Below are 15,114 nucleotides of genomic sequence, written 5' to 3'. Positions count from 1 at the left end.
TTATGCGCTTAAAGTTGCGCCAGTGGTTTTGAGGAAACGTTGCTTTTTACCGTCCACGAGTTTGATACCAACACGTGATGGTTTGCCGTTACCGTCAACCACAGCCACATTAGAAATGTGAACAGGCATCGTCTTGTCAATCATGCCGCCAGTAACACCGGCTGCTGGATTTGGCTTAACGCTCTTTTTGTAAATATTTACGCCTTCGATTACCAATTTGTTCTCGAGAACGGCTGTAACTGTTCCTTGCTTGCCCTTATCGCGGCCAGTCAAAAGAACTACTGAATCACCTTTACGAATCTTTTTCATATCAGCCTCTTAAATAACTTCGGGGGCGAGAGAAACGATCTTCATGAACTTCTCAGTACGCAATTCGCGCGTAACTGGTCCAAAGATACGTGTGCCGATTGGCTCTAACTTAGCGTTGAGCAATACCGCAGCGTTTCCATCGAACTTAATCAATGAGCCGTCTGGACGGCGTACACCCTTAGCAGTTCTCACTACTACGGCGTTATAAATATCACCTTTTTTTACACGGCCACGTGGAGCAGCGGACTTTACAGTCACTTTGATGACATCACCGATACTGGCGTAACGACGCTTAGAGCCGCCCAATACCTTGATGCACAAAACTTCACTGGCGCCTGTGTTATCGGCGACCTGTAATCTACTTTCGGTCTGAATCATTTTTTAATCCCCAACTTGTTAGCCAAAGGCAAACAGTCTTGGTTCCGTCTATGGGCTTTAACGAAAGTTAAAACCCGGAATTAATGAAAAAACACTGCTTCCCCCAATCAAACCAGAGAAGCCTTCTATCATACTACGCAAAACAGGGATTTGGCAAGAAAGTTCGCCAAAATCCCTAATATTTCTTTAAATACCTTTGGATTCTTGAACTAAACGGGTCACAACCCAAGATTTAGTGCGTGAAATTGGCTTTGATTCAGCAATTTCAACGGTATCACCCATCTTGTATTGACCAGCTTCGTCATGAGCATGGTATTTTTTTGACTGTCCAACATATTTGCCATAAAGCGCATGTTTTACTTGGCGCTCAACTAGCACAGTCACAGTTTTTTGCATTTTGTCGCTAACGACACGACCCACAAGGGTGCGGCGCAAGGGTTTAGATAATTCTGTCATATCCCTTTTTCCTTATTTCTGTGCAGTTTTTTGAGTAATAAAAGTCTTCACGCGAGCAATTTCACGCTTAGTTTTACCCAATTGGCTGGTATTTGTGAGTTGCTGAGTACCTTTTTGCATACGGAGTTTGAAGCTAGTCTTCAAAAGCTCTGTTAATTCTGCGTTCAAGGCAACCAGATCTTTGGATGCTAATTCTGTCTTTTTCATAATCTCTATCCCGATCAACCTAAGTGGCGAATCACGAAAGTGGTTTGCAATGGCAACTTAGCAGCAGCAAGCTTGAAAGCCTCGCGCGCCAAACCTTCATCCACACCATCCATCTCGTACAAAATCTTGCCTGGTTGAATTTCTGCTACGTAGTACTCTGGATTACCTTTACCGTTACCCATACGTACTTCAGCTGGCTTTTGTGAAATTGGCTTGTCTGGGAAAATGCGAATCCAGATACGACCACCACGCTTAATGTGACGTGTCATTGCGCGACGTGCAGATTCAATCTGACGTGCAGTCAAACGACCACGGCCAATAGCTTTCAATCCAAAGTCACCAAAGGCTACTGAACTACCGCGTGTTGCCACGCCAGTGTTACGTCCCTTTTGTTCCTTGCGATACTTACGACGCTTTGGTTGTAGCATGCTTACTCTCCTGACTTCTGCGCTTCAGCACTTGGGGCTTCAGCGGCTTTCGGTGCACGCTTTACTGCTGGCTTAGCAGCAACTAAAGGCTTGCTGTCGGCTGCTGGTTTGCGTGCGGTTGTTTTAGCTGGTACGCGACGTGGCTTTTTCTCTTCAGCTGCTGGCTCTGCTGTTACTGCTACAGCATCAGCACCGCGGCCTAATGTATCGCCTTTGTATACCCAAACTTTTACACCGATGATGCCGTATGTTGTTTCCGCTTCTGAAGTTGCGTAATCAATATCAGCCTTCAATGTATGAAGTGGAACGCGACCTTCACGGTACCATTCGCGACGTGCAATTTCAGCACCATTCAAACGACCAGAAGACATGATCTTGATTCCTTGTGCACCAAGGCGCATCGCATTTTGCATTGCACGCTTCATTGCACGACGGAACATGATGCGCTTCTCTAACTGTTGAGTAATAGAGTCAGCGATCAATTGAGCATCAACTTCAGGCTTACGAATTTCTTCGATGTTCACATGAACTGGAACGCCCATACGTTTCTGGAGTTCACGACGGAGAACTTCAATATCTTCACCTTTTTTACCGATCACAACACCTGGGCGTGAGCTGTAAATTGTGATGCGCGCGTTCTTTGCAGGACGCTCAATAATTACTTTACTTACTGATGCATTCTTCAACTTCTTCTTGAGATAGATGCGGACATCTACGTCCTCTTTGAGCATCTTCGCAAAATCAGTATTGTTTGCATACCACTTTGATGTCCAGTTCTTCGTTACCGAGAGTCGGAATCCGGTTGGGTTTATCTTTTGTCCCATATCTTCCCTTAGTTACTCAAGGTCACGGTGATGTGACATGTTTGTTTTTCGATTTGATTACCGCGACCTTTAGCACGTGCTGTGAAGCGCTTCAAGGAAGTACCTTTATCAACAATAATTGTTGAAACCTTGAGCTCATCAATATCAGCACCCTTATTGTGTTCAGCGTTGGCCATTGCGGACTCAACAACTTTCTTCACAATGAAGGCAGCTTTCTTGGGGCTGAAATTCAAAATGTTCATAGCGCGCGCAATTGGCAAACCACGGATTTGATCAGCGACCAAACGTGTCTTTTGCGCAGAAATGCGGGCGCCCTTGTGAATAGCTTTAACTTCCATCATCATCCCCTTACTTCTTCGTTACTTTCTTGTCAGCAGCGTGACCTTTGAAAGTACGGGTCAAGGCAAATTCGCCTAACTTATGACCCACCATGTTTTCTGATACATATACCGGAACGTGTTGACGACCGTTATGTACAGCAATCGTCAGACCAATAAAGTCTGGGAGGATTGTTGAACGGCGTGACCAAGTTTTGATCGGCTTTTTGTCTTTGTTGGCTTGTGCGACTTCAACTTTATTTACTAAGCTGGCTTCGCAAAATGGGCCTTTTTTAGCTGAACGTGTCATATCTATTTATCCTTATCGCTTAACGTTTTTGACGACGTTGAACGATCATCGAAGTTGTACGCTTATTGCGACGTGTACGATAACCTTTGGTTGGTGTGCCCCATGGGGATACAGGTACACGGCCTTCGCCAGTTCTACCTTCACCACCACCGTGTGGGTGATCTACTGGGTTCATTGCCACACCGCGAACGGTTGGGCGAATACCACGCCAGCGATTTGCACCAGCTTTACCGATAACGCGCAAGCTGTGCTCTTCATTACCAACTTCACCAATAGTGGCGCGGCAATCAATCAAAATGCGGCGAACTTCACCAGATCGCAAGCGCACCTGAGCGTATACACCTTCACGAGCCAATAACACTGCAGAGCCGCCAGCGGAACGTGCGATTTGAGCACCTTTACCCGGCAACATTTCTACACAGTGAATCGTGCTACCAACTGGAATGTTGCGAATTGGCAAGTTGTTACCAGACTTGATTGGGGCTTCTGCACCACTCATCAATGCCTGACCAACAGTCATGCCTTTTGCAGCAAGGATATAGCGACGCTCACCATCAGCAAACACGATCAATGCAATGTTTGCACTGCGGTTTGGATCGTATTCCAAGCGTTCTACTTTTGCTGGAATGCCATCTTTGTCGTTGCGTTTGAAATCAACAACACGATAGTGATGCTTATGACCACCACCTTTATGACGGGTAGTGATGTGACCATTATTGTTACGACCTGCTTTTTGGAACTGTGGCTCTACCAACGCTGCAAAAGGTTTACCTTTATGCAGGTCAGGATTTACCACCTTGACCATTGAGCGACGACCTGGTGAGGTCGGTTTTGTCTTCATCAAAGGCATGATTAATTCGCCTCCGCTTCAAAGTTAATTTCTTGACCTGGCTTCAAGCTAACGTAGGCCTTCTTAGTGTGGTCACGACGACCTTCAAAACGGCCATAGCGCTTTGGCTTACCTTTTTGATTCACGATTTGAACAGAGTCAACTTGCACTTTAAAGAGCAACTCAACAGCTTGTTTCACATCGCTTTTATTAGCGTCGCGTGTAACTTGGAATACCACTTGTTCGTTTTTCTCTGCAACCATGGTGGCTTTTTCAGAGATAACCGGTCCAAGCAGAACCTTCATCAAGCTGTGATCGTTTTTACGGACTTGGCTCATTTCAGCAACTCCTCAATTTTTGCGATCGCTGCTTTGCTTACCAATACTTTTTTGTATTGAACTAAAGCTAATGGATCAGCGTGCTGTGGCTCACAAACAGCAACCTTATGCAAGTTGCGTGATGCCAAGTACAAATTCTCGCTAACCTGATCAACGATGATCAAGACTGAATCCAAGCCCATTGCTTTAACTTTGTCAGCTAAAACTTTAGTCTTTGGAGCATCAAGATTAAATTGGTCAACAACATTCAAACGACCTTCGCGAGCTAACTGAGACAAAATCGATCTCATACCAGCGCGGTACATTTTCTTGTTTACTTTTTGGCTGAAATTTTCTTCAGGTGAATTCGGGAATATACGACCACCTCCACGCCACAGCGGGGAAGAGCTCATACCAGCACGTGCACGACCAGTACCTTTTTGACGCCAAGGTTTTTTGGTTGTGTGCTTAACTTGCTCACGGTCTTTTTGTGCACGGTTACCGCTACGTGCATTTGCTTGGTAAGCCACAACAACTTGGTGTACCAATGCTTCGTTATATTCGCGCTCGAATACTTCTGGTGAGGCTTGAATGCCTGCGCCCAAAGTTCCGTTATCTTGGAGAAGCTTAAGTTCCATATTCGCTCTCCTTATTTCTTCTTCAACGGTGTCTTCACCGCTGGAGTAACAATAACTTTACCGCCTGGGGCACCTGGAATAGCGCCTTTAACCATGATGAGATTGCGTTCTGCATCAATGCGTGCGATGACTAAATTTTGTACAGTGCGCGTTTCGTCTCCAAGGTGGCCTGTCATGCGCTTACCTGGGAAAACACGACCTGGATCTTGCGCCATACCGATAGAACCTGGCACGTTATGTGAACGTGAGTTACCGTGTGACGCGCGACCTGAAGCGAAGTGATGGCGCTTGATGGTACCGGCATAGCCTTTACCAATCGTTACACCTTGTACGTCCACTTTTTGGCCAGCAGCAAATGCAGTGTCAGCAGGAATAACTTGTCCTGGTGTCATTTCTGCGATTTTTGATGCATCTAAATGAAATTCGTTGAGACCGTTACCAGCCATCACACCCGCTTTAGCGAAGTGACCAGCCATTGCTTTGGTAACGCGAGTAGCTCTACGTGTGCCATGTGCCAACTGGATAGCATCATAGCCATCAGTTGCCTGGGTCTTGATTTGAGCGATTCTGTTGTCGCTCACGTCAATTACGGTGACAGGAATTGCTTCCCCTTCGTCCGTAAATAGACGGGTCATGCCGATCTTTCGACCGATTAAGCCTAAGCTCATATTCATGCTCCACGCCGACTTCGATTGGTCGGCAAAATTAATTTAAGTGATTTACAAGTAAAAGTACTTCTAAATCAATAACTTACAACGTTTTTGATGCTGATAAAACCTTAAAATCCGCCCAAATAATTGAGCGAAGCCTTAGATTCTATCCCGAAAGGCCAGTCTTGGCAAGCGCTAAGACTGGAAATACTGAATTACTGCAACTTAATTTCGACGTCCACACCTGCTGGGAGGTCTAATTTCATCAAGGCATCCACTGTTTTCTCTGTAGGATCAACGATATCCATCAAACGCAGATGGGTGCGAATCTCTAACTGGTCACGTGATGTCTTGTTTACGTGTGGTGAACGCAGAATGTCAAAGCGCTCGATACGTGTTGGCAAAGGTACTGGACCTTTAACAACTGCACCAGTACGCTTAGCTGTATCAACGATTTCAGCTGCAGACTGGTCGATCAAACGGTAATCAAATGCTTTAAGACGAATACGAATTTTTTGGTTTTGCATATTAATTCCAAAGAGCGTTGCGGTGCTGCCGCGTTATATTTCTAAAGAGCTCGGTGACATCCGCAGCACGGACGTCACCGGTTAGCAAACCGCTAAATATTTTTACTGCTATTAAGCCAAAATCTTTGCAACCACGCCGGCGCCAACAGTACGGCCACCTTCACGGATCGCAAAACGTAAACCTTCTTCCATCGCGATAGGAGCGATGAGTTTTACGGTAATTGTGACGTTATCGCCAGGCATTACCATTTCTTTGTCTTTTGGCAACTCGATTGAACCAGTTACGTCCGTTGTACGGAAGTAGAACTGTGGACGATAGTTGTTAAAGAATGGAGTATGACGACCACCTTCATCTTTACCCAAGATGTAAACCTCGGCTGTAAAGTGAGTATGTGGGGTGATTGAACCTGGCTTAGCCAATACTTGGCCGCGCTCAACTTCTTCACGTTTTGTACCGCGTAACAAGATACCAACGTTATCGCCTGCTTGACCTTGGTCGAGCAATTTGCGGAACATTTCAACACCAGTACAAGTTGTCTTGAGTGTTGGCTTGATACCGATAATTTCAATCTCTTCACCAACTTTAACGATACCGCGCTCGATACGGCCTGTAACAACAGTACCGCGACCGGAGATAGAGAACACGTCCTCTACTGGCATCAAGAACGCACCGTCAACAGCACGCTCTGGAGTTGGGATGTAGGAGTCAAGTGCTTCAGCCAACTTCATGATGGCTTCTTTACCCAATGGGCCTTCGTCGCCTTCAAGCGCTAACTTAGCAGAACCTTGAACGATTGGTGTGTCATCGCCTGGGAAGTCGTACTTAGATAGAAGCTCACGAACTTCCATTTCTACGAGTTCTAACAACTCAGCGTCATCAACCATGTCGCACTTGTTCAAAAATACGATGATGTATGGAACACCAACTTGGCGTGCCAAGAGGATATGCTCACGAGTTTGTGGCATTGGGCCGTCAGCTGCAGAGCAAACCAAAATAGCGCCGTCCATCTGAGCAGCACCAGTAATCATGTTCTTAACGTAGTCAGCATGTCCTGGGCAATCCACGTGTGCGTAGTGACGATTAGCAGTCTCATACTCAACGTGTGCTGTATTAATCGTAATACCGCGTGCTTTTTCTTCTGGAGCAGCATCGATCTGATCGTATGCTTTTGCTTCGCCACCGAATGCTTTTGAAAGCACAGTTGCAATAGCTGCTGTCAATGTGGTTTTACCATGGTCAACGTGACCAATTGTGCCAACGTTTACGTGCGGTTTTGTCCGCTCAAACTTTTCTTTTGCCATTTTTTTGTCTGCCTTCTTAGCTAGTCAATATTCAAAATAATGTGGATAAATTACTTCGCTTTAGCAGCCATCACTGCTTCAGCAACGTTCTTAGGTGCTTCGGAATAATGCTTAAATTCCATGGTGTAGGTAGCGCGACCTTGGGTCAACGAGCGCAAGCCAGTTGAGTAACCAAACATCTCTGCCAATGGCACTTCAGCGCGAACGATCTTACCGCCCCCTGGAATGTCATCCATACCTTGCAAAATACCGCGACGTGATGAGAGGTCACCCATTACGTTACCCATGAAATCTTCTGGTGTTTCAACTTCAACAGCCATCATTGGTTCTAGCAACACTGGGGCTGCTTTGCGCATACCATCTTTGAATGCCATCGAGCCCGCCATCTTAAATGCGTTTTCGTTGGAGTCAACGTCATGGTATGAACCGAAGAACAATGTTGCTTTGATATCTACAACTGGATAGCCAGCCAAAATACCGGAGTTCAATGTTTCGATAATTCCTTTTTCTACTGCAGGGATGTATTCACGTGGAACAACACCACCCTTAATAGCGTCAACGAATTCAAAACCTTTGCCTGGGGCTTGTGGCTCTAACTTCAATACCACGTGACCGTATTGACCACGACCACCAGACTGCTTAACGAATTTACCTTCGATCTCTTCGCAAACTTTACGAATCGTTTCACGGTACGCAACTTGTGGCTTACCAACAGTTGCTTCAACACCGAATTCGCGCTTCATACGGTCAACCAAAATTTCCAAGTGGAGCTCGCCCATACCGGAAATAATTGTTTGGCCAGATTCTTCGTCTGTCTTCACGCGGAAAGATGGATCTTCTTGTGCCAAGCGATTCAAAGCAAGACCCATTTTTTCTTGGTCAGCTTTTGTCTTTGGCTCTACAGCTTGAGAGATCACTGGCTCTGGGAATACCATGCGCTCCAAAATAACGATGCTATCTGGATCACACAATGTTTCGCCAGTAGTTGCGTCTTTTAGACCAACTGCAGCTGCGATATCGCCAGCGAATACTTCTTTAATTTCTTCACGTTCATTTGCATGCATCTGCAACAAACGACCAACACGTTCTTTCTTACCCTTGATTGGGTTGTAGATCGTGTCGCCAGATTTCATTACGCCAGAGTAAACACGGAAGAAGATGAGCTGGCCGACGAATGGGTCAGTCATGATCTTAAATGCCAATGCTGAGAACTTTGCGCTATCAGAAGCTTCACGTGTTGTCGGTGTGCCATCTTCTAATTCACATGGAACTGGTGGAACGTCTAACGGTGAAGGCAACAATTCAACAACCGCATCCAACATCGCCTGAACACCTTTGTTTTTGAAGGCTGTTCCGCACAACATTGGAACGATTTCATTGGCGATAGTACGTTGACGCAATGCAGCTTTAATTTCTTCTTCGGTCAAGCCTTCGCCGCCGAGATACTTTTCCATCAACTCTTCTGAACTCTCTGCAGCAGCTTCGAGCATTTTCTCGCGCCACTCTTCAGCAGATGCTTGCAATTCAGCAGGGATATCTTCGTATGTAAATTTAGTACCTTGTGAAGCCTCATCCCAATAAATGGCCTTCATTTTTACCAAGTCCACAACGCCCTTGAAGTTTTCTTCAGCGCCGATTGGAATTTGGATCAAGATAGGATTTGCTTTGAGACGCATCTTCATTTGGTCATAGACCTTGAAGAAGTTCGCACCTGTACGGTCCATCTTGTTTACGAAAGCTAAACGTGGAACTTGATACTTGTTAGCTTGACGCCAAACAGTTTCGGATTGTGGCTGTACACCACCTACCGCACAGTAAACCATGCAAGCGCCATCCAAAACGCGCATTGAACGCTCAACTTCAATAGTGAAGTCTACGTGTCCTGGGGTATCAATAATATTGATACGGTGCTCTGGGAAATTACCAGCCATGCCCTTCCAGAACGTTGTAGTAGCAGCAGAAGTAATCGTGATACCACGCTCTTGCTCTTGCTCCATCCAGTCCATGGTTGCAGCGCCGTCATGCACTTCACCGATTTTGTGATTAACACCGGTGTAGAACAAAACACGTTCTGTTGTTGTTGTCTTACCTGCGTCAATGTGCGCAGAAATACCGATATTGCGGTATTTGTCGATAGGGGTTTTACGTGCCACTGTTGGTACCTTTTCTTTGCTGTGCGATTAGAAGCGGAAATGTGAGAAAGCTTTGTTAGCTTCTGCCATACGGTGAACTTCTTCACGCTTCTTCATTGCTCCGCCGCGACCTTCTGCAGCTTCTAATAATTCATTGGCCAAACGTTGAGCCATAGATTTTTCACCGCGCTTTTTAGCGGCTTCGCGCACCCAGCGCATTGCCAAAGCAGAACGGCGTGATGGGCGAACTTCAACAGGAACCTGGTAGTTAGCGCCACCAACACGACGGCTCTTCACCTCAACCATTGGCTTAACGTTGCCCATAGCTGTTGAGAAAACTTCGAGTGGTTCTTTGTTTGCTTTTTTCTCGATGTGATCAAAGGCGCCGTAAACGATACGCTCTGCAACCGATTTTTTGCCGTCCAACATGAGGACGTTCATGAATTTTGCTACTTCTACATTGCCGAATTTTGGATCAGGCAGGATTTCCCGTTTGGGAACTTCACGACGACGTGGCATAACTACTCCTTCAGTTCAGTTAGGGGTGGTCCACATGGATCACCCGCTCCGGCCGCCCTACTATCTGGAGAAATCTCTAGACGGAACGGCCACTTACTTGTCTTTAAAGTCTGACAAACGAAGACTTACTGCAAATACTGTAAGTTGCTATTAAGCAGCTTTCTTAGCGCGCTTAGCACCGTACTTGGAACGTGACTGCTTACGGTCTTTAACACCTTGCAAGTCAAGTGAGCCACGAACGATGTGGTAACGAACACCTGGCAAATCCTTTACACGACCACCACGAATCAACACTACTGAGTGTTCCTGGAGGTTATGGCCTTCACCACCAATGTATGAAATCACTTCAAAACCATTGGTTAAGCGAACTTTAGCTACTTTACGTAGCGCAGAGTTAGGCTTTTTAGGAGTGGTTGTGTACACACGTGTACATACGCCACGGCGCTGCGGGCTGTTTTGCAGCGCAGGGCTCTTGCTTTTAACGGTCAGCCGAGTTCTTGGCTTACGTAATAATTGATTAATTGTTGGCATAAAATAGCTCGGTTAGTACTTCTTTGTTGCTTTCTTCAAGAAAATCAATGACTTAGAGAAATTCTAGGTCAAAACGACCCTCTTCTGAATCAGTAGAACTCAGCATTCTAGCCTGGCCAGCCCTTTCCGTCAACCTCGAGGGAAAAAACTGGCCATTTCTGGCCAGGAATACCAAATTAGCTTGGATCAGCCTCCCCAGCAGGAGCAATCACTTCAGCCTCTATTTCTACAGGCATATCAGCCATTGCTTCCTCTTCGGCGGCAATCATTTGAGCGCGATCACGCTCGAATTGCTCTCTGACCTTGCGTGCACGGCGGTAAGACAAGCCAGTACCAGCAGGGATCAGACGACCAATAATGACGTTTTCCTTGAGGCCACGGAGTGTATCGGTCTTGCCCATAATTGCGGCTTCGGTCAATACACGGGTGGTTTCTTGGAAAGAAGCCGCGGAAATGAAGCTGTCTGTCGACAAGGACGCCTTAGTAATACCGAGCAACACATTCTCGAACTGAGCTGGGCGCTTACCTTGTGCAATCACAGCATCGTTTGCGTCATACAACTTAGAACGCTCAACTTGCTCACCGGTGATGTAGGCAGTATCGCCACCATCAGTAATTTGCACACGACGCAACATTTGACGCACGATGACTTCAATGTGCTTGTCATTAATCTTCACACCTTGCAAACGGTAAACGTCTTGAACTTCGTCCACGATGTAGATCGCCAACTCTTCAATACCTCTGAGTGTCAAGATGTCATGCGGATCGGCAGGGCCTTCCACAATCATCTCGCCCTTGTTCACAACTTGACCGTCATGAACGAGAACTTGTTTCTCTTTAGGAATCAAGAATTCGTTAGCTTCGCCATCCATATCGGTAATCACTAAACGTTGCTTACCTTTGGTTTCTTTGCCGAAGGAAACTGTTCCAGTGACTTTAGCCAATACAGCAGCATCTTTTGGTGAACGCGCTTCGAACAATTCAGCAACACGTGGCAAACCACCGGTAATGTCGCGAGTCTTCTGTGATTCAATTGGAATACGTGCCAATACTTCACCAACTTCAACTTTTTGGCCATCTTTAACGGTGATCAAAGCGCCGACTTGCAAACCAATGTTTACTGGGTGATCTGTACCCGCAATCATCACTTCGCCGCCCTTGTCATCAACTAAGTTGATCATTGGGCGAACGCCTTTGCTAGCAGCACTACGACGCTTACCGTCAATTACCACCAAAGTGGAGAGGCCGGTTACTTCGTCAACTTGCTTAGCTACAGTAACGCCTTCTTCAACGTTGTCAAAGCGAGCAATACCAGCGTACTCAGAGATGATTGGACGTGTTAACGGATCCCATGTTGCCAAGCTTGCGCCGGCTTTCACTGCTGCATCTTCTTTCAACAAGAGAGTTGCACCATAAGGCACTTTATGACGCTCACGCTCGCGACCGTTATCGTCAATGATCACAGCTTCGCCTGAACGTGAAATCACGATCTGCTCACCTTTTGCATTCTTCACAACACGCATCGTGCCGGAGAACTTCAAAGTACCGTTTGACTTGGCTTCAATATTGCTTGCAACCAATGCACGTGACGCTGCACCACCGATGTGGAAGGTACGCATAGTCAACTGAGTGCCTGGCTCACCGATAGACTGAGCAGCAATAACACCAACTGCCTCACCTACGTTCACCAAACCACCGCGACCTAAATCACGTCCGTAGCACTTCGCGCACAAGCCAAAACGAGTTAAGCATGACAACACTGTGCGTACTTTAACTTCGTCAATACCCAAGGCAACGATTTGATCAACGTGATCTTCATCGAGCAAGGTGTCGTTAGGCACGATGACTTCTTGTGTGTCAGGATGAACGATATCACCGATACATACGCGACCCAAAATACGGTCTCGCAATGCTTCGATAATTTCGCCACCTTCAACAAGCGCTTTCATCGTTACGCCAGAAGTTGCACCGCAATCTTCTTCAATCACCACGAGGTCTTGAGTTACGTCACACAAACGACGTGTCAAGTAACCGGAGTTCGCTGTCTTCAACGCTGTATCAGCCAGACCTTTACGAGCACCGTGGGTTGAGATGAAGTACTGCAACACATTCAAACCTTCACGGAAGTTCGCAGTAATTGGAGTTTCAATAATGGAGCCATCAGGCTTTGCCATCAAACCACGCATACCAGCTAACTGACGAATCTGCGCTGCAGATCCACGCGCACCAGAATCCGCCATCATGTAGATGGAGTTGAAAGATTCTTGACGCACAGTTTTACCGTTACGGTCGAGTACGTCAACGTGTGACAACTCATCCATCATCGCTTTACCAACTTGGTCACCAGCGGCACCCCAAATATCAACCACGTTGTTATAACGCTCTTGATTGGTTACAAGGCCTGACATGAACTGCTTGTCATACTCTTTAACCTTATTTGAAGCTTCAGTGATGATGCGCTCTTTAGAGGTCGGAATCAGCATATCGTCGATCGCAACCGAGATACCGGCGTTAGTCGCTAAGCGGAAACCAGACTGCAAGAGGCGGTCAGCAAAAATAACTGTTTCACGAAGACCGCACTTACGGAATGAAGTGTTAATCAAACGTGAGATTTCTTTTTTCTTCAGAGGCTTATTGATTTCCTCGAAAGACATGCCTTTAGGCAAAATTTCTGACAAGATTGCACGGCCAACTGAGGTTTGATAGATCTTGGTCTTTTCAGCAAAACGGGCATCGCCCTCCGCCTTCTTGTCCACAATCTCAAACTCGGTAATACGTACAGCAACGCGGGAAGCCAATTCAACCTGGCCAGCCTCGTATGCACGAATTACTTCAGTGATATTTGCGAAGACCATGCCTTCGCCTTTACCGTTAATCTTGTCACGAGTAGCGTAGTACAGACCCAACACCACGTCCTGCGAAGGAACGATAGATGGTTCGCCGTTAGCTGGGAACAATACGTTGTTCGAAGCCAACATCAATGTACGCGCTTCCATTTGTGCTTCGAGCGACAAAGGAACGTGAACCGCCATTTGGTCACCGTCAAAGTCGGCGTTAAATGCCGCGCAGACTAATGGGTGCAATTGGATTGCTTTACCTTCAATCAGCATTGGCTCGAAAGCCTGGATACCGAGACGGTGCAATGTAGGCGCACGGTTCAACATGATTGGATGTTCACGAATCACTTCTTCGAGAATGTCCCAAACGATTGGAGTCTGACTTTCAACTTCCTTCTTCGCAGCCTTAATCGTGGTTGCAATTCCCAAAGTCTCGAGCTTGTTGAAAATAAATGGCTTGAACAATTCCAAAGCCATCAATTTTGGTAAGCCGCACTGATGCAATTTCAATGTTGGGCCAACCACGATGACTGAACGACCAGAGTAGTCAACACGTTTACCCAACAAGTTTTGACGGAAACGACCGCTCTTACCTTTAATCATCTCAGCCAAGGACTTGAGAGGACGCTTGTTAGCGCCTGTCATAGCCTTACCGCGACGACCGTTGTCGAGCAATGAGTCAACCGCTTCTTGCAACATACGTTTTTCGTTGCGAACGATGATCTCTGGTGCGCGCAACTCTAACAAACGCTTGAGACGGTTGTTACGGTTAATCACGCGACGATAGAGGTCGTTCAAATCGGAGGTAGCAAAGCGACCGCCATCCAATGGCACCAATGGGCGCAATTCAGGTGGCAATACTGGCAATACTTCCATGATCATCCAGTCAGGCTTAATACCTGAAGTCTGGAACGCTTCGAGCACTTTTAAGCGCTTAGCGTATTTCTTGATCTTGGCATCGCTACCAGTAGCTTTTAAGTCAGCACGAATAGTCTCAACTTCGCGATCGATATCAATGGAACGCAAGAGATCACGAATACCTTCAGCGCCCATGATGGCAGTAAATGCACCGTCACCATACTCTTCAGTCTTGGCAATGTACTCGTCCTCAGACATGATCTGACCGCGCTTCATTGCGCCTTCAGGAGTCATGCCAGGATCAACAACAACATATGCTTCAAAGTAAAGAACGCGCTCGATATCCCGGAGGGTCATATCGAGAACCATACCCAGGCGGGATGGCAATGACTTCAAGAACCAGATGTGCGCTACAGGGGCTGCCAACTCAATGTGGCCCATGCGCTCACGACGTACCTTAGCGAGCGTAACTTCAACGCCACACTTCTCACAGATAACGCCACGGAACTTTAAACGCTTGTACTTACCGCATAAGCACTCGTAGTCTTTGGTTGGTCCAAAAATCTTGGCGCAGAACAAACCATCACGCTCGGGCTTAAAAGTCCGGTAGTTGATGGTTTCTGGTTTGCGTACTTCACCAAAAGACCATGAGCGAATTTTCTCAGGGGATGCAAGACCAATCTTGATGACATCAAACTGCTCATCACCCTGCGTTTGCTTAAATAAATCGAGCAATGCTTTCATA

Annotated in this window: 18 protein-coding genes; all 18 read right to left on the bottom strand. The window is 46.5% G+C overall.

Annotated elements, in window-relative coordinates; translation table 11 throughout:
- Positions 1–309 carry a 50S ribosomal protein L24 gene (rplX, locus tag FD971_RS00355; protein ID WP_011901911.1) on the bottom strand — a complete coding sequence of 103 codons (309 nt, stop codon included), beginning with the start codon at positions 307–309 and terminating at the stop codon, positions 1–3.
- Positions 310–318: 9 nt separating this feature from the next.
- Positions 319–687, bottom strand: a complete 369-nt coding sequence (gene rplN / locus FD971_RS00350) for a 50S ribosomal protein L14 (RefSeq protein ID WP_015420241.1) — start codon at positions 685–687, stop codon at positions 319–321.
- 186 nt (positions 688–873) lie between these two features.
- The gene (gene rpsQ, locus FD971_RS00345; protein WP_076024550.1) at positions 874–1,143 is read right to left on the bottom strand and encodes a 30S ribosomal protein S17; all 270 of its coding nucleotides are present in this window, start codon (positions 1,141–1,143) and stop codon (positions 874–876) included.
- A gap of 12 nt (positions 1,144–1,155) precedes the next feature.
- Entirely contained in the window at positions 1,156–1,350 is a 195-nt protein-coding gene (gene rpmC / locus FD971_RS00340; RefSeq protein WP_015420239.1) for a 50S ribosomal protein L29, read from the bottom strand.
- Between the two features lie 14 nt (positions 1,351–1,364).
- Entirely contained in the window at positions 1,365–1,778 is a 414-nt protein-coding gene (gene rplP / locus FD971_RS00335) for a 50S ribosomal protein L16 (protein WP_015420238.1), read from the bottom strand.
- A 2-nt stretch (positions 1,779–1,780) separates the two neighbouring features.
- Positions 1,781–2,602 carry a 30S ribosomal protein S3 gene (rpsC, locus tag FD971_RS00330; protein ID WP_215334158.1) on the bottom strand — a complete coding sequence of 274 codons (822 nt, stop codon included), beginning with the start codon at positions 2,600–2,602 and terminating at the stop codon, positions 1,781–1,783.
- Positions 2,603–2,610: 8 nt separating this feature from the next.
- Positions 2,611–2,943, bottom strand: a complete 333-nt coding sequence (gene rplV, locus FD971_RS00325; RefSeq protein ID WP_215300499.1) for a 50S ribosomal protein L22 — start codon at positions 2,941–2,943, stop codon at positions 2,611–2,613.
- A 7-nt stretch (positions 2,944–2,950) separates the two neighbouring features.
- The gene (gene rpsS / locus FD971_RS00320; RefSeq protein ID WP_046329379.1) at positions 2,951–3,229 is read right to left on the bottom strand and encodes a 30S ribosomal protein S19; all 279 of its coding nucleotides are present in this window, start codon (positions 3,227–3,229) and stop codon (positions 2,951–2,953) included.
- Between the two features lie 19 nt (positions 3,230–3,248).
- Positions 3,249–4,079, bottom strand: coding sequence for a 50S ribosomal protein L2 (gene rplB, locus FD971_RS00315; RefSeq protein WP_215334157.1), 831 nt, complete (start codon positions 4,077–4,079; stop codon positions 3,249–3,251).
- A 2-nt stretch (positions 4,080–4,081) separates the two neighbouring features.
- Positions 4,082–4,396 (bottom strand): 50S ribosomal protein L23, encoded by a 315-nt coding sequence (rplW, locus tag FD971_RS00310; protein ID WP_076024545.1) that lies wholly within the window; start codon positions 4,394–4,396, stop codon positions 4,082–4,084.
- Entirely contained in the window at positions 4,393–5,013 is a 621-nt protein-coding gene (gene rplD / locus FD971_RS00305; RefSeq protein ID WP_215326126.1) for a 50S ribosomal protein L4, read from the bottom strand. The genes rplW and rplD overlap by 4 nt, the downstream gene beginning before the upstream one ends.
- 11 nt (positions 5,014–5,024) lie before the next feature.
- Positions 5,025–5,681, bottom strand: coding sequence for a 50S ribosomal protein L3 (gene rplC, locus FD971_RS00300; protein WP_215335058.1), 657 nt, complete (start codon positions 5,679–5,681; stop codon positions 5,025–5,027).
- A 197-nt stretch (positions 5,682–5,878) separates the two neighbouring features.
- Positions 5,879–6,190: a 30S ribosomal protein S10 gene (gene rpsJ / locus FD971_RS00295; protein ID WP_011901899.1), complete on the bottom strand. Its 312-nt coding sequence runs from the start codon at positions 6,188–6,190 to the stop codon at positions 5,879–5,881.
- A gap of 111 nt (positions 6,191–6,301) precedes the next feature.
- Positions 6,302–7,492 (bottom strand): elongation factor Tu, encoded by a 1,191-nt coding sequence (gene tuf, locus FD971_RS00290; RefSeq protein ID WP_215302340.1) that lies wholly within the window; start codon positions 7,490–7,492, stop codon positions 6,302–6,304.
- Positions 7,493–7,542: 50 nt separating this feature from the next.
- A complete protein-coding gene (fusA, locus tag FD971_RS00285; protein WP_215334156.1) occupies positions 7,543–9,645 on the bottom strand; it encodes an elongation factor G in 2,103 nt (700 codons plus the stop codon).
- A 27-nt stretch (positions 9,646–9,672) separates the two neighbouring features.
- Positions 9,673–10,143, bottom strand: coding sequence for a 30S ribosomal protein S7 (rpsG, locus tag FD971_RS00280; RefSeq protein ID WP_015420229.1), 471 nt, complete (start codon positions 10,141–10,143; stop codon positions 9,673–9,675).
- 150 nt (positions 10,144–10,293) lie between these two features.
- Positions 10,294–10,674, bottom strand: coding sequence for a 30S ribosomal protein S12 (gene rpsL / locus FD971_RS00275; RefSeq protein WP_041484791.1), 381 nt, complete (start codon positions 10,672–10,674; stop codon positions 10,294–10,296).
- A 176-nt stretch (positions 10,675–10,850) separates the two neighbouring features.
- Positions 10,851–15,113, bottom strand: a complete 4,263-nt coding sequence (gene rpoC / locus FD971_RS00270) for a DNA-directed RNA polymerase subunit beta' (protein ID WP_215334155.1) — start codon at positions 15,111–15,113, stop codon at positions 10,851–10,853.
- Between the last annotated feature and the right edge of the window lies 1 nt (position 15,114).

This window comes from Polynucleobacter sp. AP-Ainpum-60-G11 (assembly GCF_018688375.1).
In the GTDB taxonomy this organism is placed as follows: domain Bacteria; phylum Pseudomonadota; class Gammaproteobacteria; order Burkholderiales; family Burkholderiaceae; genus Polynucleobacter.
Note: the sequence above shows the minus strand (reverse complement) of the source record. Positions and strands in the feature narration are given on the sequence as shown.